12 protein-coding genes and 2 pseudogenes are annotated in these 14396 nt (G+C 69.4%); 10 read left to right on the forward strand and 4 right to left on the reverse strand.

The features are described 5' to 3' along the window. The 3 genes from ABT297_RS20685 to ABT297_RS20695 form a co-directional block, all read right to left on the reverse strand. On the reverse strand, positions 1-1154 hold a 1154-nt coding region (locus ABT297_RS20685; RefSeq protein ID WP_350551856.1), incomplete at its 3' end, for an FtsX-like permease family protein. A gap of 486 nt (positions 1155-1640) precedes the next feature. Continuing rightward, positions 1641-2048 carry an LppU/SCO3897 family protein gene (locus ABT297_RS20690; protein WP_350551859.1) on the reverse strand — a complete coding sequence of 136 codons (408 nt, stop codon included), beginning with the start codon at positions 2046-2048 and terminating at the stop codon, positions 1641-1643. A gap of 196 nt (positions 2049-2244) precedes the next feature. Next, a complete protein-coding gene (locus tag ABT297_RS20695; RefSeq protein ID WP_350551862.1) occupies positions 2245-3060 on the reverse strand; it encodes a DUF3050 domain-containing protein in 816 nt (271 codons plus the stop codon). Positions 3061-3290: 230 nt separating this feature from the next. Here ABT297_RS20695 and ABT297_RS20700 point away from each other — a divergent pair, with 230 nt between their 5' ends. The 7 genes and pseudogenes from ABT297_RS20700 (at position 3291) to ABT297_RS20730 (ending at position 8732) form a co-directional block, all read left to right on the forward strand. Further along, positions 3291-3953: a TetR/AcrR family transcriptional regulator gene (locus ABT297_RS20700; protein WP_350551865.1), complete on the forward strand. Its 663-nt coding sequence runs from the start codon at positions 3291-3293 to the stop codon at positions 3951-3953. Positions 3954-3968: 15 nt separating this feature from the next. Then, a pseudogene (locus tag ABT297_RS20705) lies at positions 3969-4157 on the forward strand (DUF4265 domain-containing protein); the annotation flags it as partial. Positions 4158-4833: 676 nt separating this feature from the next. Next, entirely contained in the window at positions 4834-5814 is a 981-nt protein-coding gene (locus ABT297_RS20710) for an RNA polymerase subunit sigma-70 (RefSeq protein ID WP_502885605.1), read from the forward strand. A 116-nt stretch (positions 5815-5930) separates the two neighbouring features. Continuing rightward, a pseudogene (locus ABT297_RS20715) lies at positions 5931-6170 on the forward strand (DUF6069 family protein); the annotation flags it as partial. A gap of 14 nt (positions 6171-6184) precedes the next feature. Continuing rightward, positions 6185-6493, forward strand: coding sequence for a serine hydrolase domain-containing protein (locus ABT297_RS20720; protein WP_350552053.1), 309 nt, complete (start codon positions 6185-6187; stop codon positions 6491-6493). 77 nt (positions 6494-6570) lie between these two features. Then, positions 6571-7173, forward strand: coding sequence for an HD domain-containing protein (locus ABT297_RS20725; protein ID WP_350551871.1), 603 nt, complete (start codon positions 6571-6573; stop codon positions 7171-7173). A gap of 68 nt (positions 7174-7241) precedes the next feature. Further along, positions 7242-8732, forward strand: coding sequence for an ArnT family glycosyltransferase (locus ABT297_RS20730; protein WP_350551874.1), 1491 nt, complete (start codon positions 7242-7244; stop codon positions 8730-8732). An 86-nt stretch (positions 8733-8818) separates the two neighbouring features. Here ABT297_RS20730 and ABT297_RS20735 read toward each other — a convergent pair whose 3' ends face one another. Next, complete coding sequence (locus ABT297_RS20735; protein WP_350551877.1) at positions 8819-10216, reverse strand: hypothetical protein; 1398 nt, start codon at positions 10214-10216, stop codon at positions 8819-8821. Between the two features lie 431 nt (positions 10217-10647). Here ABT297_RS20735 and ABT297_RS20740 point away from each other — a divergent pair, with 431 nt between their 5' ends. From ABT297_RS20740 to ABT297_RS20750, 3 genes are read left to right on the forward strand one after another with little or no spacing between them, the layout of a single operon-like run. Continuing rightward, entirely contained in the window at positions 10648-11439 is a 792-nt protein-coding gene (locus tag ABT297_RS20740) for an IclR family transcriptional regulator (protein WP_350552044.1), read from the forward strand. A gap of 40 nt (positions 11440-11479) precedes the next feature. Further along, positions 11480-12883 (forward strand): aldehyde dehydrogenase family protein, encoded by a 1404-nt coding sequence (locus ABT297_RS20745; protein ID WP_350551879.1) that lies wholly within the window; start codon positions 11480-11482, stop codon positions 12881-12883. Beyond that, positions 12880-14367: a sugar ABC transporter ATP-binding protein gene (locus ABT297_RS20750; protein ID WP_350551881.1), complete on the forward strand. Its 1488-nt coding sequence runs from the start codon at positions 12880-12882 to the stop codon at positions 14365-14367. The genes ABT297_RS20745 and ABT297_RS20750 overlap by 4 nt, the downstream gene beginning before the upstream one ends. The last annotated feature ends 29 nt before the right edge of the window (positions 14368-14396 follow it).

Consider the following 14396-nt stretch of genomic DNA (forward strand, 5'->3'; position numbering starts at 1 on the left):
AGCGCCAGTACCGCGACGCCGGCGGCGAGCGCACCGGCGACGGCCGCCGCGGTGAGCCGCGCGATCGCCGTGCCGTCGGCCGCGAGCACTCCGGCGCCGGCCGCGGCCCGGGCGCCGGCGATGCCGAGCGGCACCCCGACGGGCACGGCGATGAGCATCGGCAGCAGGTGCTGCCCGACGATCAGCCGTGCGGTCCGCCGCCGGGTCGCGCCGCGCAGCTTGAGCAGCGCCACGTCCCGGCGCCGGTCCTGCGCGGTGTGCCGCCCGACGACGGCCAGCGCCAGCCAGCACAGCGCGAGCGCCTGCACCCACCCGGCGAACAGCCCTCGCCGGATCGCGTCCCGGTCGGCGGCAACGGCCCGCAGCAGTTCCTCGCTCGGCTGCACGAGCTCGAACCCCTTGTCGCGCAGGGCCGTCCGCGTCACCGCCAGCCGCTCGGCGACCGCACCGGCGCTGAGCCCGCCGACGAGCCACGGCGGCAGCGGCGCGGTGTAGACGGCGGTCGGCTCGTCCAGGTGCGCATCGGCGAACGTCGCGAGATCGACGAACACCGGGTCGAGCGACTCCTTGCCGGCCGCGATCCGCCCGGCTCCGAACATCGGTTCCGCCCAGTATTCGCCGGACTCCCCGGCGCGCTCGTAGACGCCGGTGACGCGCAGGGCCACCTGCAGTCCCGCCTCGGTGCGCAGCGTGAGCGGGTCGCCCTCGTGGACGCCGAGGGTGTTCGCCGTCTGCCGGCTGACCACCGCCTCACCCGCCGCGTCCGGGCACGCGCCCGTGATGCGCATGTGAGCGCACGCGTCGTCGCGGTAGGCGACCGGCGCGGTTCGCGTGGCGCCGGCAATGCTGATGAGCGTCCGGGTCAGCCCGAGCACGGGCCGCGCGCCACCCGGTGGCAAGATCGCTTCGACGGTATGCCGGAACTCGGCCAACGCCCCTTCGGGATCCCCGGCGGCCGGTGCCCCGCGGTGTACGGTGAGCAGCCGCTGGGCCGGCGCCGCGGTGTCGATGTCGGCGGCGGCCGACCGGGCCGTGGCCGCGGCGGCGAACTGCGGCCCGGCGGCGGCGATCGCGCAGAGCAACACCCCGAGCGCGAACACGGTGGCCGCTTGTGCCGGCCGCCGCCGCAGTGCACCGAGTATGAGCTGGAGCATGCCGCCTCCGTCGCCTGACGTCGATCACCGGACACGCGGGCGGCGGTCACCTGTCGGCCCCGTCCCGAACGCACGACCATCTATGGTCGATCCCGCTTATGTCAAGACCCGAAATATGCAGGTGATCGCTCGGGCCTGCCGGTAGCGTCGCGCGGGGTCGCGGTCCGGGCTCAAGGGGGCAGGTGCGGCGGCCTGCTCCTGCTCGCCCCGGCCGAGTCGGTCGAGCTCGTGGCGCCCTGGCTCAGCGCGGTCGCCTCGGCGGCGGTCCTGCTGCCGCGCCGGCCGGGCGGGGCGAGCGGCGCGACGGATGGGCCTGACCGGTGGTTGTGGAATTCGGCTGGATCGCCAAGCCGGACTGCTTCGAGGAGCGCATGGCGCACCTGCTGGTGCGGCTCACCGACGCCGGCGAGACGCCCGGGCTGCGCCTGGCCGCTGGACGCAGTGGTACCGCGGGCCGGCTGACGGCCCGCGGTACCACCGGGGGTCTTACTTGTCCTTCAGGCAGAGGACCGTGCCCTTCCGGCCCCGCTTGCCCTCCCAGTAGGCGCTCGTCGTGTCGGCCCACTGGTCGCACACGCCGGCCTTGTCGACCTCGCTCTCGGTCTTGTCCTCGACCCGGCCGAGCACGACGAAGTTCGCGTCGGCGCTGTCGCACTTGACGAGAACCACGTTGTTCGCGCTCTTCTGGTGCAGGCAGTCGCCGACCTTGGCGTTCAGCGCGGCGTCGCGGTTGAGGTACCAGCCGACGGCGCCCAGCACGACCAGGATGACGAGCGAGATCACCAGCCGCGGGACCTTGATGCCCTTCTTGGCCGGCTGCGGCGCCACGGGCTGCTGCAGGGGCGCCTGTGCCTGTTCCTGTTCCTGCGGCTGCTGCTGTGGGGGTGTGGTCATGGTCTTTCGTGCCTCCCGTTGAATGTGTACCGGGTAGGCCTACCGGGTCGGAACCGGTTCGTCGAGAGGTTGTCCGCCTCGGGATTTGTGATCTTGATCGCTTGCGTGGGCTGCCGCAGCGCGGGTACTTCCGGCGGCTCCCATCCTGGTTGCGCGGTGTGACCCCGCAGGCAGCGGTACGTGATGCGGTAGCGGGCTATGAGGCTTGCCCGGCCAGGCTGACCGCCGGCTCCTTGATGGCTGCGGTGATCCCGTCCCAGAGTCGCACGCGGGCGTTCAGGGTGGCGGTGACGGCCCCGACGCACTCCTGCCACTTGGCCTCGTCGTCACCGCAGAGGTCCGCGAGCATCTGCATGGCCATCGGGGTGTGTTCCTCGTCGTCGACCTGAATGTGCCGGCGCAGGTAGTCGACGAAGAGGTCGAGCCGGCCGAGGTTCTCGTTGACGTCGACGACCTGCTGGAACATTTCGGGGATAAGGTCTTCGCGGCCGAACGCGAACGCCGCGGCTTGGCAGTGCAGCGGCAGGGTCTGGATGAAGGTCCAGGTGCTGCGGACGAACTCGGCGGCCGGGGCGGGCACGGGCAGAGCCCGCAGGGCTTCCGGCACCGGCGTGCCGGTGCGGATCAGGTCGATGAACGGCTCGATGACCGTCGTGTCGGCCCCGGCTTGGGTCATGCCCTGCACGTAGAGCTCGAAGTGGCTGATGAACCCGCCGCCCAGCTCGTCGCTCTCCTCCACCAGGACGATGTCGTTGATCAGGCGCCGGCTCGACGTCGGGCCGGTGGGGACCCAGGGAACATCGACGCAGGTCAGGCTGCGCTGCAGCGACTTCAGCAGCGACATGAAGTCCCACACGGCGTAGACGTGGTGCTCCATGAAGGTGACGATGGCCGCGTGCGAGTCCAGGCGGGAGTACATCTCGTGGGTGATGACATTCGAGCGGGCCGCGGCCACGGCCGCCTTGAGCCGGTTGATCCCCGGGTGGGTTTCATTCCACTCGTACCGTGACATGGTTCTTCCCTCCGCTGTATGCGATGAGTCGGCTCGATGTGAGCACTGTGCCGTCGGCCCCGCCGCACCGCCCGGGCGCGGGATCCGGCAACCAATCGGATTGACGAAAGGCTAGGCCGGTTCAGTGTTGTCCCGCAATGGGCTGGAGCACTGGTTTTTGTCCGAAATCGAGGCATGCCTCATGTTCGCTGCCGAAATCGGAGGGCTACCTCAGGTTGTAGGCTGTGCGAGTGACGACACGCAAGCCGCCGATCGGCTCTCTGCGCAGGGACGCGCAGCGCAACCGGGCCGCACTGCTTGACGCCGCCAGGGCGGTGTTCGCGGAGGAGGGCCTCGACGCCGCGCTGGAGGGCATTGCCCGCCGGGCCGGGCTGGCGATCGGCACGCTGTATCGCCATTTCCCCACGCGGATGGATCTGGTGGGGGCCGTCATGGCGGAGAAGAAACGGGCCTGGATCAAAGCGGCCGAGGCCGCCGTGGTGATGGAGCCGGCCTGGGACGGACTCACGTTCTTCCTCGAGCGCGTCTGCGAACTGCAGGCCGGCGATCTCGGCTTCAACGACATCGCGTCGATGCGCTTTCCGTATGCGGCCGGGATCGAAGCGGCCCGGAAACGTGCGTACGACCTCGGCCGTCGCATCGTCGAGCGGGCCCAGGCCGAGGGCAGCCTGCGCCCCGACATCGCGGCCGAGGATGTGGCGTTCATCGTCTGGGCGCACTCGCGTGTCAGCGAGGCGACCTATGCCGTCGACCCTCAGGCCTGGCGCCGCTACCTCGCCCTGACCCTCGACGGCCTACGCGCGACCGCGGCCAACCCGCTACCCGTTCCGCCGCTTCGCCCGCGCCAGGTGCTGCGTGCCCAACTCCGCCTGGGCCGCCGCCGGCTCCGGTGACGCAATCGGACCACGCGGGTCCTGCCCGCCGACGCCGGGTCGCTCGACACGGTCGCCGCGCGGTTCGCGGCCCTGGGCTGCGAGGCGTGGCCGGGCTTCGGGCTGGTCGCCGTCGACGTGCCGCCGACTGCGGGCTCCAGGCGGATCCGGCATGAGCTGGAGGCGGGCAGGCGGGCCGGCATTTCGGATTTCGACATCGGCTGAGCGCTGTCACGGAGGGGCGGCGTGTGCCGGTTGGTTATCGCACGCCACGCCGAAACCCGCATCGAGGCGGACCTGCTGCTGAGCCGCCCGTCAGCGCTGGCCGGCCGTCGAAGCGACCTGGCCCGTAAGGTGTGCTTTGCATGAACTGGACGACACGATACATTCATTTACATGACTCTCGTGTGGATTTTCATCGGGCTTTGTTTCTTCTGCGTAGCCATCGCCTTGTACGTGAAGAGAAAATAGATAGGTTCGCACGACGTCCATCGAGTAACGCGTTCATCGCCCATCGCCGAAAGCATCGGCCGCATCGTTGTTTCGGAACTCTCGACGATGAACGATGTACCTGGCGTCGACGTCCGTCCCGCACCGCGGTCGCCGCGGCGTTCACCGGGATCGCCGAAGCGATCTGACCGGAGTCGGTGGGCCTGGCGTGTCCGCCGATCCGGTAACGCGACTGTGAGTCTCGGTTTTCGGCTTTGCGAGTCTGGAGCCGTGCTCCGGCTGCCGCGTCGTCGTTGACCAGGCGACCCCGGCACGCGCCAGGCGGTCGCGCACCCGCGCCGACCGACTCTAGTGATGAGTTGTCGCGCCCGTAGCCGTCATACCTACGACGGGACACGACGGGCGGAAGGATGGCGTGATGAGTGCGGACACGCGGCTGGAGGAGCTGGGCATGAGCGGTCTCGGTGGGAGCGGTCTGGGGGAGGTCGACGAGCCGGCGTTCTCGGGGCTGGCGGAGCGGCACCGGCGGGAGCTGCACGTGCACTGCTACCGGATGCTCGGGTCGTTCGAGGACGCCGAGGACACCGTGCAGGAGACGTTTCTGCGTGCCTGGCGGCGGCGGGAGACCTTCGAGGGGCGGTCGACGTTCCGGGCCTGGCTGTACCGGATCGCCACCAACGCCTGCCTGGATCTGCTCGCCAAGTGTCGCCCGGAGCCTGCGACCGGCGGGGAGGCGCTGTGGCTGCAGCCCTACCCGGACCGGCTGCTCGACGAGCTGCCCGCGGGCGACGCGGACGAGCCGGAGACCGTCGCCGTCGCGCGGGAGACGATCGAGCTGGCGTACCTGGTCGCAGTCCAGCACCTCGCGCCGCGCCCGCGGGCCGTGCTGATCCTGCGGGACGTGCTCGGCTGGCCGGCGAAGGACGTCGCGGAGCTCCTCGGGGACTCCGTCAACTCCGTGAACAGCGCGCTGCAGCGGGCCCGCGCCGGCATGCGGGAGCACCTGCCCGCCGAACGGCAGGACTGGACCGGCGGCGAGGAGGACGCCGGGACGCGCGAGCTGGTACGCCGCTATACCGACGCCAGCGTCGCCACGGACATCGACGGGCTCGCCGCGCTGCTGCGGGACGACGTCCGCTGCTCGATGCCGCCCACGCCGGGCCTGTACGTCGGCCGCGACACGGTGGTGAAGGACTGGGTCGACAACGGCTTCGAGGACATGAAGCACCTGCGCGCCGTCCCCACCTCCGTGAACCGGCAGCCCGCCGTCGCCTTCTACCACTGGCGGAAGCTGGAGGGCGCGTACCTGCCGCTGACGATCGACGTCCTGCGCGTCACCGGCGGGGCGATCACCGAGATCGTCACGTTCCACGACGACCAGTTTCCGCGGCTCGGGCTGCCGGAGCGCCTGCCGGCGGACGGCACGGAGTAGTCCCGGTGTGGACGCTCGTGCTGCGCGGTGGCGAGTGTGTCGCGGTGGTCGCGGGCGCAGTGGTGCGACGCGTTCGTACGCCAGTCACCGAATGCCGAAGGAATGACATGAACAGTATGAATGACACCGGGGTCGCCGCAGGCCCGGCATCGGGCCGGACCAGCCGCACCCACCGACTCCGCGGGCTCGCCGTCGCCGGCCTCATCGCCACGCTCGCGGCGATGGTGGCCACCACCCTCGCCGCCGCGCTCGCCCAGGCCGTTGGCGTCGACTTCGAGATCCCCGATGGTGGCGAGACGATCCCGTTGCCCGGGTTCGCCGTGGTGACCGGCTTCTTCTCGGTCGTGGGCATCGTCATTGCCGCCGCTCGGTGGCACGCGGCCAGCTGTTGCGGCCGGGACAGATGGCCGAGCTGCACCAGACCGTGCTGGCCGAGTCGCTCCAGGACATCCGGCCCGGCATCGCCTACGGGCTGGGCATCATGTGGATACCCAACCGGTGCGGCGGCTACTGGGCGCACTTCGGCGACATGCCCGGGATGAGCACGCTCGACGCTGTCACCCCGGACGGGCACCGCTCGACGGTCTTCTACCTGGCCACCGTGCTGGCCGATCCGGACCGGGCGCCGGCGATCATGCAGCGGGAGTTGGCACTGCTCGACGACCTGACCTGCGGCTGACGGTCGTCGGGGAAAGAACGGGAGTTCGATGTACACCGGGACCTGGCCGCGTTCGGTCGTACGACAGGATCTTCCTCATGAGGATCCCTGCCGACGACGAGATCCGGGCACTGCACGAGCGGCTCGCCCCGACTCCGGCCGCGTTCGACCTCGTGTACGTCCATTGCGAGATCGTCGCCCGAATAGCTGAGCAGGTCATGGCGCCCGGCGTCGACGCGGCCCTCGTTCGCGCCGGGTGCCTGCTGCACGACATCGGCGTGTACCGTCTGGCCCCCGCGGAGGCGTACATCCGGCACGGGCTGCTCGGCTACGAGGCCCTCGCCGAGCTGGGCTTCCCCGAGCCGCTCGCCCGGTTCTGCTCGCACCACACCGGTGTCGGCCTCACCCGCGACGACGTGCGGCGGCAGGAGCTGCCGCTGCCGCTGGAGGACTACGTCGCCGAGACCGCGGAGGAGCGGCTCGTCATGTACGCCGACAAGTTCCACAGCAAGTCGACGCCGCCGCGCTTCGTGTCGGCCGCGGCGTACACCGCGGCCGTGACCCGCTTCGGCGAGGACAAGGCCGCGGCGTTCAAGGCCATGGTCGCCGAGTACAGCGAGCCGGACCTGGCCCCGCTCGCCGCCGAATACGGGCACCGGATCGTCTGGTACGGCGGCAGCGCCATGAACGTGCCGTCCTGAATCCAGCTCCCGATCTGCGGGCCTTCACGGGACTTCGTGGATGGACCCGGTTAGCTACATTCTCGGGTGTGATCGACAGGTTCCCCATCGCCAGGCAGCCGCTGGCCTGGAAGTCCGTGGGCGCGGTCGCCGCCGGGGCGGCGTTGATGCTGCTGCTCACCATCAATCGGTACGACTACCACCGCGACGAGTTGTACTTCCGCATCGTGGGCGCGCACCCCAAGTGGGGGTACGTCGACCAGCCCCCGTTCACCCCGCTGATGGTCCGGCTGTGCATCGACGTCTTCGGCGACACGGTCTGGGCGATCCGCATCCCGGGCGTGCTGTTCGTCGCGGGGGCCGCGATCCTGCTCGCCCTCGTGGCGCGGGAGGCGGGCGGCGGCGCGCTCGCGCAGACCCTTGCCGCGGCCGGGGTGTGGACCACCTTCCCGCTCGTGGCCGGGCACATCACGATCACCGCGGCGCCCGACCTGGTGATGTGGCTGCTCGTCATCCTGTGCCTGATGCGCGCCCTGCTGCACGATCGGCCGCGGTACTTCCTGCCGGCCGGGCTGTTCGCCGGCCTCGCGCTCTACAACAAGCACCTCGTGATCCTGCTGTTGCTGACCGTCGTCGCCGGGCTGCTGGTCGTCGGTCCGCGCCGCGCGCTGCTGTCGAAGTGGCTGTGGGCCGGCGCGGCGATCGCGGTCGTGGTCGGGCTGCCCAACCTGCTGTACCAGATCGCCAACGACTTCCCGCAGATCACCATGGCCAACGCGCTCGCCGAGAACAAGGGCGCCGACGCCCGCATCATGCTGGTGCCGATGCAGTTGCTGTGGCTCGGCCCGTTGTTCGTCCCGGTGTGGGTCGCCGGGATCGTGACCCTGCTACGCCGGCCCGAGCTGCGCCCGGTGCGCGCGCTCGCCGTCGCCTACCCGCTGATGCTCGTGCTGCTGTTCGTGGTCGCCGGCCAGCCGTACTACAGCTTCGGCCTCCTGGCCGCCCTGTTCGCGATCGGCGCCGTGCCGACCGCTCGCTGGGTCGTCCGCGGCGGCGCGCGGCCCTGGCTGCTCGGCGCGGGTACCGTCGTCAACTGCGGGGTGGCGGTGGTCTCGTCGCTGCCGGTACTGCCGATCGACGTCGTGGGCGGGACCCCGATCCCGGCGATCAACCAGGGCGTCTCGGACCAGATCGGCTGGCCGCGGTACGTCGCCCAGATCAAGGCGGTCTACGACGATCTGCCGGCCGAGGACAAGCCGCGCACCGTGCTGCTGACCGGCAACTACGGCGAGGCCGGCTCGCTGGACCGCTACGGCAAGCCGCTCGGCCTGCCCGATGTCTACAGTGGACATAACGAGCTGTGGTACCTCGGCCGGCCGCCAGAGTCCGCGACGGTCGTGGTGCTGGTCTCACAGGGCGACCCGACCCGCTCGCCGGCGTTCGGCTCGTGCGTGGAGAAGGCCAAGCTCGACAACGGTTACGGCGTCGACAACGAGGAGCAAAGAGCTCGCGTCTTCGTGTGCCGCGACCGAAAGGGTACCTGGGCCGAGCTGTGGCCGGGCTTCCAACATTTCGATTGATGCGAGGCTGTTCCCATGACGCGTGACGGCCGCGCCCGTTGGACCGGGCGCGGCCGTCGTCTGCTGGTGCGATGTCGGCGGGAGAGCTACTTGCGCACGTACAGCCGGATGTCGTCGACCGAGGCGTCACCCTCGCCGACATTCGTGTACGGCTGGCCGATCACGAAGTACTCGGGGTACTCCGAGCCGGCCGGCCACATGTCGTTCCACGTACGGCTGCCGTAGGGGCCGCGGACCGTCGCGGAGCTGTTGAAGCGGCCGTCGTACTCGTCGCCGGGCACGTTGTAGCGGAAGATCGGCACGTTCTGGGAGATCGTGCCGTTGTCGTTGCGGTCGGTGTCGACGAACTTGCGGTGGTAGCGGTACGTCGTCTGGCCGGCATGCTTGAAGTTGCCACTGGCCTCGATCGCGTAGCCGGTCTCGTCGCGCTCGATCGCGAACTGGTAGTCCTGGAACGGCATCAGCTCGGGGATCATCTCGGCGGCCGAGATCTGGTTGCCGGCGACCGGCAGTTCGTCGCAGTCGGAGACGAACGTCTGCCGCTGGCTCTGGGGGCCGTTGAAGAACAGCATGTTGACGGTCGTGCGGTTGCTTTCGTTCCACGGGTAGTACTCGCCCGTGGCGGAGTTGCAGACCCTCTGGCGGGTGCTGTCACGGCTCGGTGCCGGGCTGAACTGGTCGATCAGCACCTTGCGATGCCGGTGGTAACTGCCGAGGTTGCGCGGCATCGGCTTGAAGTCGACGATCGACAGCATGTGGAACGAGTTGTAGGAGTGCACGCTGCCGTTGACGGCCGTGTCCGTCTCGCACGGATCGGACGGCACGATCGGGTCATTGTTCGACAGCGGCCACGGGAAGAACGTCTTGCAGACGTCGGTCTTGTAGCCGTTGAACTTGCCGTCGTAGGACAGCGAGCCGTTGCGCTCGCCGCCGTAGTTGAGCGTCTTGAGTTTGAACTCGATCCGGTAGTAGCGCGGCAGCGGCTCGGTGGAACGGATGAGCGCGCCTCCGGTGTGCTTCGGAGTGGAGATCGCCCCAACCCTGCCCGCACCGGGAATCGTCGCGTTGGTGATCGACGGGCGGTCCTCGATCTTGTTGAAGCTGTCGTCGACGCGGCCGCCACTGTCACGTGCCGACAGCGACGACGTCAGCCAACCGCTGTGCCCGAACTGCGTTTCCTTGCGCATCGTCTTGAACGTGCTCATCGCGGCGTCGAAGTTCGGCCCCCAGCGCAGCCGGTACTCGTCGCCGTTGTCGTCGTTGAGGTCGTCGACGGGGTCGCTGTAGTCGTCGACGAACCACTCACCGCCGTCAGGGATCGGCTTGCCGAAGCTCTCGACGTACTTGAGCTGCCAGCCCGGGCGCCCATCGTTGGCCCCCGGGGCTGCGTTGGCCGACGGCACACTGACCAGCGTTCCGAGCAGCGCTGCGGCGGTGAGCGTCGTGGTCGCACGCCTGACGCGACGTGTTTTGAATGAACTCATGAGCGGCGGACTTCCTCTCTACCCGAATTTTTCGGGCGACAACGGGGAAGGGCGTTCATCATGCTGAACGGCGATCAAGCATGTGTATATCTACTAGAGCGGCGGAGTTGACGGATGTCAAGGCTTGCGCGCGAATCTTGGTCGTCGCCGAGGCTGTAGCAGCGGATGCCCTGGGTACGCCGGTGCGCCCGGCGGTCCGGCCGGCGCGCGGCGTCCGTGAGGAGCCCCGGTGCGGGCGGCTCGGCTGTGGCCATCTAGCTGAAGGCTAAGTGTCGATTCGACCGTATGCATGGCCATCGACGCCACGTGGCTTCGAGGAGCCCGGGTACGGCATCTGAAACCCGGCTGTAACGCCCTTGACATGGATCGGTCGGCGTTGCACAGTGATCACATCCTTCGCGTATTCCGAATTAGATTCGAGTAACTCGAAAATGAAGAGTGGTAGGAAGTCCCACAGTGTTGCGAAGGCGTTCGAGCTGATTAGCGTCATCGCCGAGCAGGGGCCTGGGGGTGTCGGTTTGCAGGAGCTGGCTGCTCGGTCGGGAGTCGTGGCGAGCACGGCGCACCGCTACGTGACGTCGCTGATCGAGCTCGGCATTGTGGAGCGCGACACCGCCGGCACCGGCACGTACCGTCTCGGGATCGGCCTTGTCACCTTGGCGGGTCGGTACCTCGAAGAGGACGTGCTGCGCAAGGCCGCGCATCCCTACCTCGTCAAGCTCGCCGAGATCAGCGGGGAGACCGCTCACCTCGGAGTGCCGCTCGGCGGCCGGCTGGTTTACATCGACAAAGTCGAAAGTGCCAAGTCGGTCCGTCTGGTGTCGCACATCGGCAGCCAAGCCCCGATGCACTGCACTTCCATGGGCAAGGCCATGCTCTCCCTCGCGAGCCCCGACGAGCAGCGAAAGTTCGTCGCGGGGCCGCTCGAGCGCCACACACCGAAGACGTTGGTCGGCGCCGACCTGCTCGCCGAGCTGGAGCTGGTCCGGTCGCAGGGCTTCGCGCTCGACGACGAGGCGAACGAGGAAGGCGTGCGCTGCATCGGCGTTCCACTGGTGAACAGAGCCGGGGCCGCGGTCGGCGCCATCAGTATCTCCGCGCCGGCCAACCGGTTCAGCGTCGAGGACTGCCGCCGGCTCGCTCCCTCAGCTATTGAGTACGCGGCCGAGATCAGCGGTCGGATCGGCTATGCGGGTAACCCCTTCACCCTCCCAGCGGGATAGCGGCAACGAGGCCGAACCGAACACGAAAAGGAACGAACCGATGTCAGAGAGCCCTTCCCGGATCGACGTCACCAACCCTGGCACCGGCGAACTGCTTGGCCAGGTGCCTGACCTGTCCGAGGAACAGGTCAGTACCATCGTCGCGAATGCCGGGAGCGGACAGCGAGCGGTCGCCGCGATGCCCGCCCACGCCCGAGCGGAACTCCTGCTCGACGTCGCGAGCCGGATCGAAGCCGCCCGGGATGAACTCGCCCGCCTGCTCGCGGCCGAGAACGGCAAACCGCTGGGGCAGACGCAGGGAGAGATCGATGCGGCCATCCGCATCTTCCGCGGCTGTGCCGCCGAAGCGACCCGGATCTTCGGCCGGCAGATCCCGCTGGACGCCGTGCCGGGTCTTGAGGCCCACCTCGCGGTCACCGTGCGCGAGCCGCTCGGCGTCGTCGCCGCCATCGTCCCCTTCAACTACCCCGTCGAGCTGTACGCGCACAAGGCCGCGGCGGCCATCGCGGCCGGCAACGCCGTGGTCGTCCAGCCGCCGTCGCGCTGCCCGCTGTCCCTCGTGCGGATCGACGAGATGTTCGCGGCGGCCGGCGCACCCCGCTATGCGCACCAGCTCGTCACCGGCGGCGTGCGCGTCTCGCAACTGCTGGCCGAGCTTCCCGGGATCGCTGCCGTGACCCTGACCGGCAGCACAACGGCGGGACGGGAGATCGCCCGCCGCGGCGCCGCGACCTTCAAGAAGGTCCTGCTTGAGCTCGGCGGCAACGACGCGCTGATCGTTTGCGACGACGCCGATGTGGACAAGGCCGCCGAGGCGGTCGTCCTCGGCCGTCTCGCCCGCGGCAACGGCCAGATCTGCTGCGCGGTCAAGCGGGTGTACGTCCAGGATGGAATCCACGACCGCTTCGTGGAGTCGCTGCTCGCCCAAACCGCCAAGCTCTCGGTCGGCGACCAGCTCCTGCCCACGACGGACGTCGGGCCGCTGATCGCGGAGAGCGCGGCGGTCGCTGTCGAGGCCGCGGTCGGCCGACTGGTCGCGGACGGCGCCAAGCTCGCCGCAGGCGGGTCGCGCGACGGCGCCTTCTTCATCCCGACCGTCCTCGTCGACGTCCCCGCGCAGAGCCCGGCGCTCGCGGAGGAGATCTTCGGCCCCGTGGCCCCGGTCGCCCGCTTCTCCGACGTCGCCGACGCGGTCCGGATGGCCAACGAGTCTCCGTACGGACTGCAGGCGGCGGTCTTCACCAGCGACATCACCCGCGCCTTCCAGGTCGCCAAGCGGCTCGACGTCGGCGGCGTCGTCATCAACGGCTCCACCGCGCTGCGCGCGGAGAACCTGCCCTTCGGCGGTACCAAGGAGACCGGTGGCTACCGCGAAGGGATCCACGAGACCGTCACCGACCTGACCCGGCAGAAGACGATGGTCGTGATGGGGGCGTTCGCGTGACGCTCGAGGTGCGCGCCGTCCGCAAGGCGTACGGCAGCGTCGAGGTCCTCCACGGGGTGGATCTCATCGGTGGTGGCGGCGACGTGGTCGCCGTCGTCGGGGCCAACGGCGCCGGCAAGTCCACCCTCATCAAGATCCTTTCCGGGGCGGAGTCGATGGACTCCGGCGAGCTGTGGCTGGACGGCCAGCGTCTGGCCCTCCGCAGCCCGCACGACGCCCAGGCCGCCGGGATCCGGACGGTCTACCAGGAGCTGACGCTGATCTCCGGGCTTTCGGTGACCGAGAACCTGCTGCTGGGCCGGATGCCCCGCAGGGCCGGCCTGATCGACTGGACCGAGGCGCACCGCCGCGCAAGAACGCTGCTCGACGAGGCCGGGTTCAGCGGCATCGACCCGGCCACCCTGGCCGGTGACCTGACGGTCGCACGCCAGCAGATGGTCGAGATCGCCAAGGCGTTGGCGTCGGAGCCGCGCGTGCTCGTCCTCGACGAGCCGTCGGCGGTGCTCGCCGGCCGCGACCTCGACGCGCTCTTCGCCCTCATCCGCCGGCTGCAGGAGCGCGACGTCCTGATCATCTACGTCTCGCACCGGCTCGCCGAGGTGACCGAGCTGGCTACATCGATCGTGGTGATCCGCGACGGGACGGTCGTCAAGACGACCGAACCGGCCCTCACGAGCGAAAACGAGCTCATCACGCTCATGGCGGGCCGCAAGCTTGAGCGCATCTACCCGGACGCGCGACCGGAGCCGGGCGGGGAACTGCTGACGGTACGCGGGCTGAGCCGGCCCGGCGAGTTCGAGAACGTGAGCTTCACGCTCCGCGCGGGCGAAATCGTCGGCATGTTCGGGCTGGTCGGCGCCGGTCGTAGCGAGCTCGCCCGGTGCCTGTTCGGCGACACCCGCGTCGCTTCGGGGACAGTACACCTCGACGGCGCGCCGGTCCGCTTCGACCATCCCGCGGCCGCGATCTCGGCCGGGCTGGCGCTCGTGACCGAGGACCGCAAGCGCACCGGGATGGTCGCGTCGATGAGCGTGCGGGACAACGTCGCGCTGGCCACCCTGCATGCGCGAAAGCGTGGCCCGCTGATCGACCGGCGCCGCCAGAAGGCGACCGTCAACGAGATGATCACCAAGTTCGACATTCGTCCCGGTCACTGCGCCGCGCTGCCGATCGTCGCGCTGAGCGGCGGGAACCAGCAGAAGAGCATCCTCGCCAAGTGGCTGCTGACCCAGCCGCGCGTGCTCATCCTCGACGAGCCGACCCGTGGTGTCGACATGGCAACCCGGGTGGACATCTACCGGACCATCGACGCGCTGGCCCGATCCGGGCATGCCGTACTGCTCATCTCCTCGGATCTGGCAGAGGTGATCGGTGCGACGGACCGGGTCCTGGTCATGCGCAACGGGCAGATATCCGGCGAGATTCGATCTGAAGGAGCGACCGAGGAACAGGTCCTCGGCTATTCGATTCGAGAGGCAGCATGACGTCGAGGCGCTTGACCAAGCCCACCGAG

This window comes from Dactylosporangium sp. NPDC000555 (assembly GCF_040300025.1).
GTDB lineage: Bacteria > Actinomycetota > Actinomycetes > Mycobacteriales > Micromonosporaceae > Dactylosporangium.

What these genes read in the sequence shown, in the direction of transcription:
- ABT297_RS20695 (WP_350551862.1), bottom strand. Translation starts at nt 3,060, where the DNA reads ATGTCACGGTACGAGTGGAATGAAACCCACCCGGGGATCAACCGGCTC.
- ABT297_RS20710 (WP_502885605.1), top strand. Translation starts at nt 4,834, where the DNA reads ATGAGCGGTCTCGGTGGGAGCGGTCTGGGGGAGGTCGACGAGCCGGCG.
- ABT297_RS20735 (WP_350551877.1), bottom strand. Translation starts at nt 10,216, where the DNA reads ATGAGTTCATTCAAAACACGTCGCGTCAGGCGTGCGACCACGACGCTC.
- ABT297_RS20690 (WP_350551859.1), bottom strand. Translation starts at nt 2,048, where the DNA reads ATGACCACACCCCCACAGCAGCAGCCGCAGGAACAGGAACAGGCACAG.
- ABT297_RS20745 (WP_350551879.1), top strand. Translation starts at nt 11,480, where the DNA reads ATGTCAGAGAGCCCTTCCCGGATCGACGTCACCAACCCTGGCACCGGC.
- ABT297_RS20725 (WP_350551871.1), top strand. Translation starts at nt 6,571, where the DNA reads ATGAGGATCCCTGCCGACGACGAGATCCGGGCACTGCACGAGCGGCTC.
- ABT297_RS20740 (WP_350552044.1), top strand. Translation starts at nt 10,648, where the DNA reads ATGAAGAGTGGTAGGAAGTCCCACAGTGTTGCGAAGGCGTTCGAGCTG.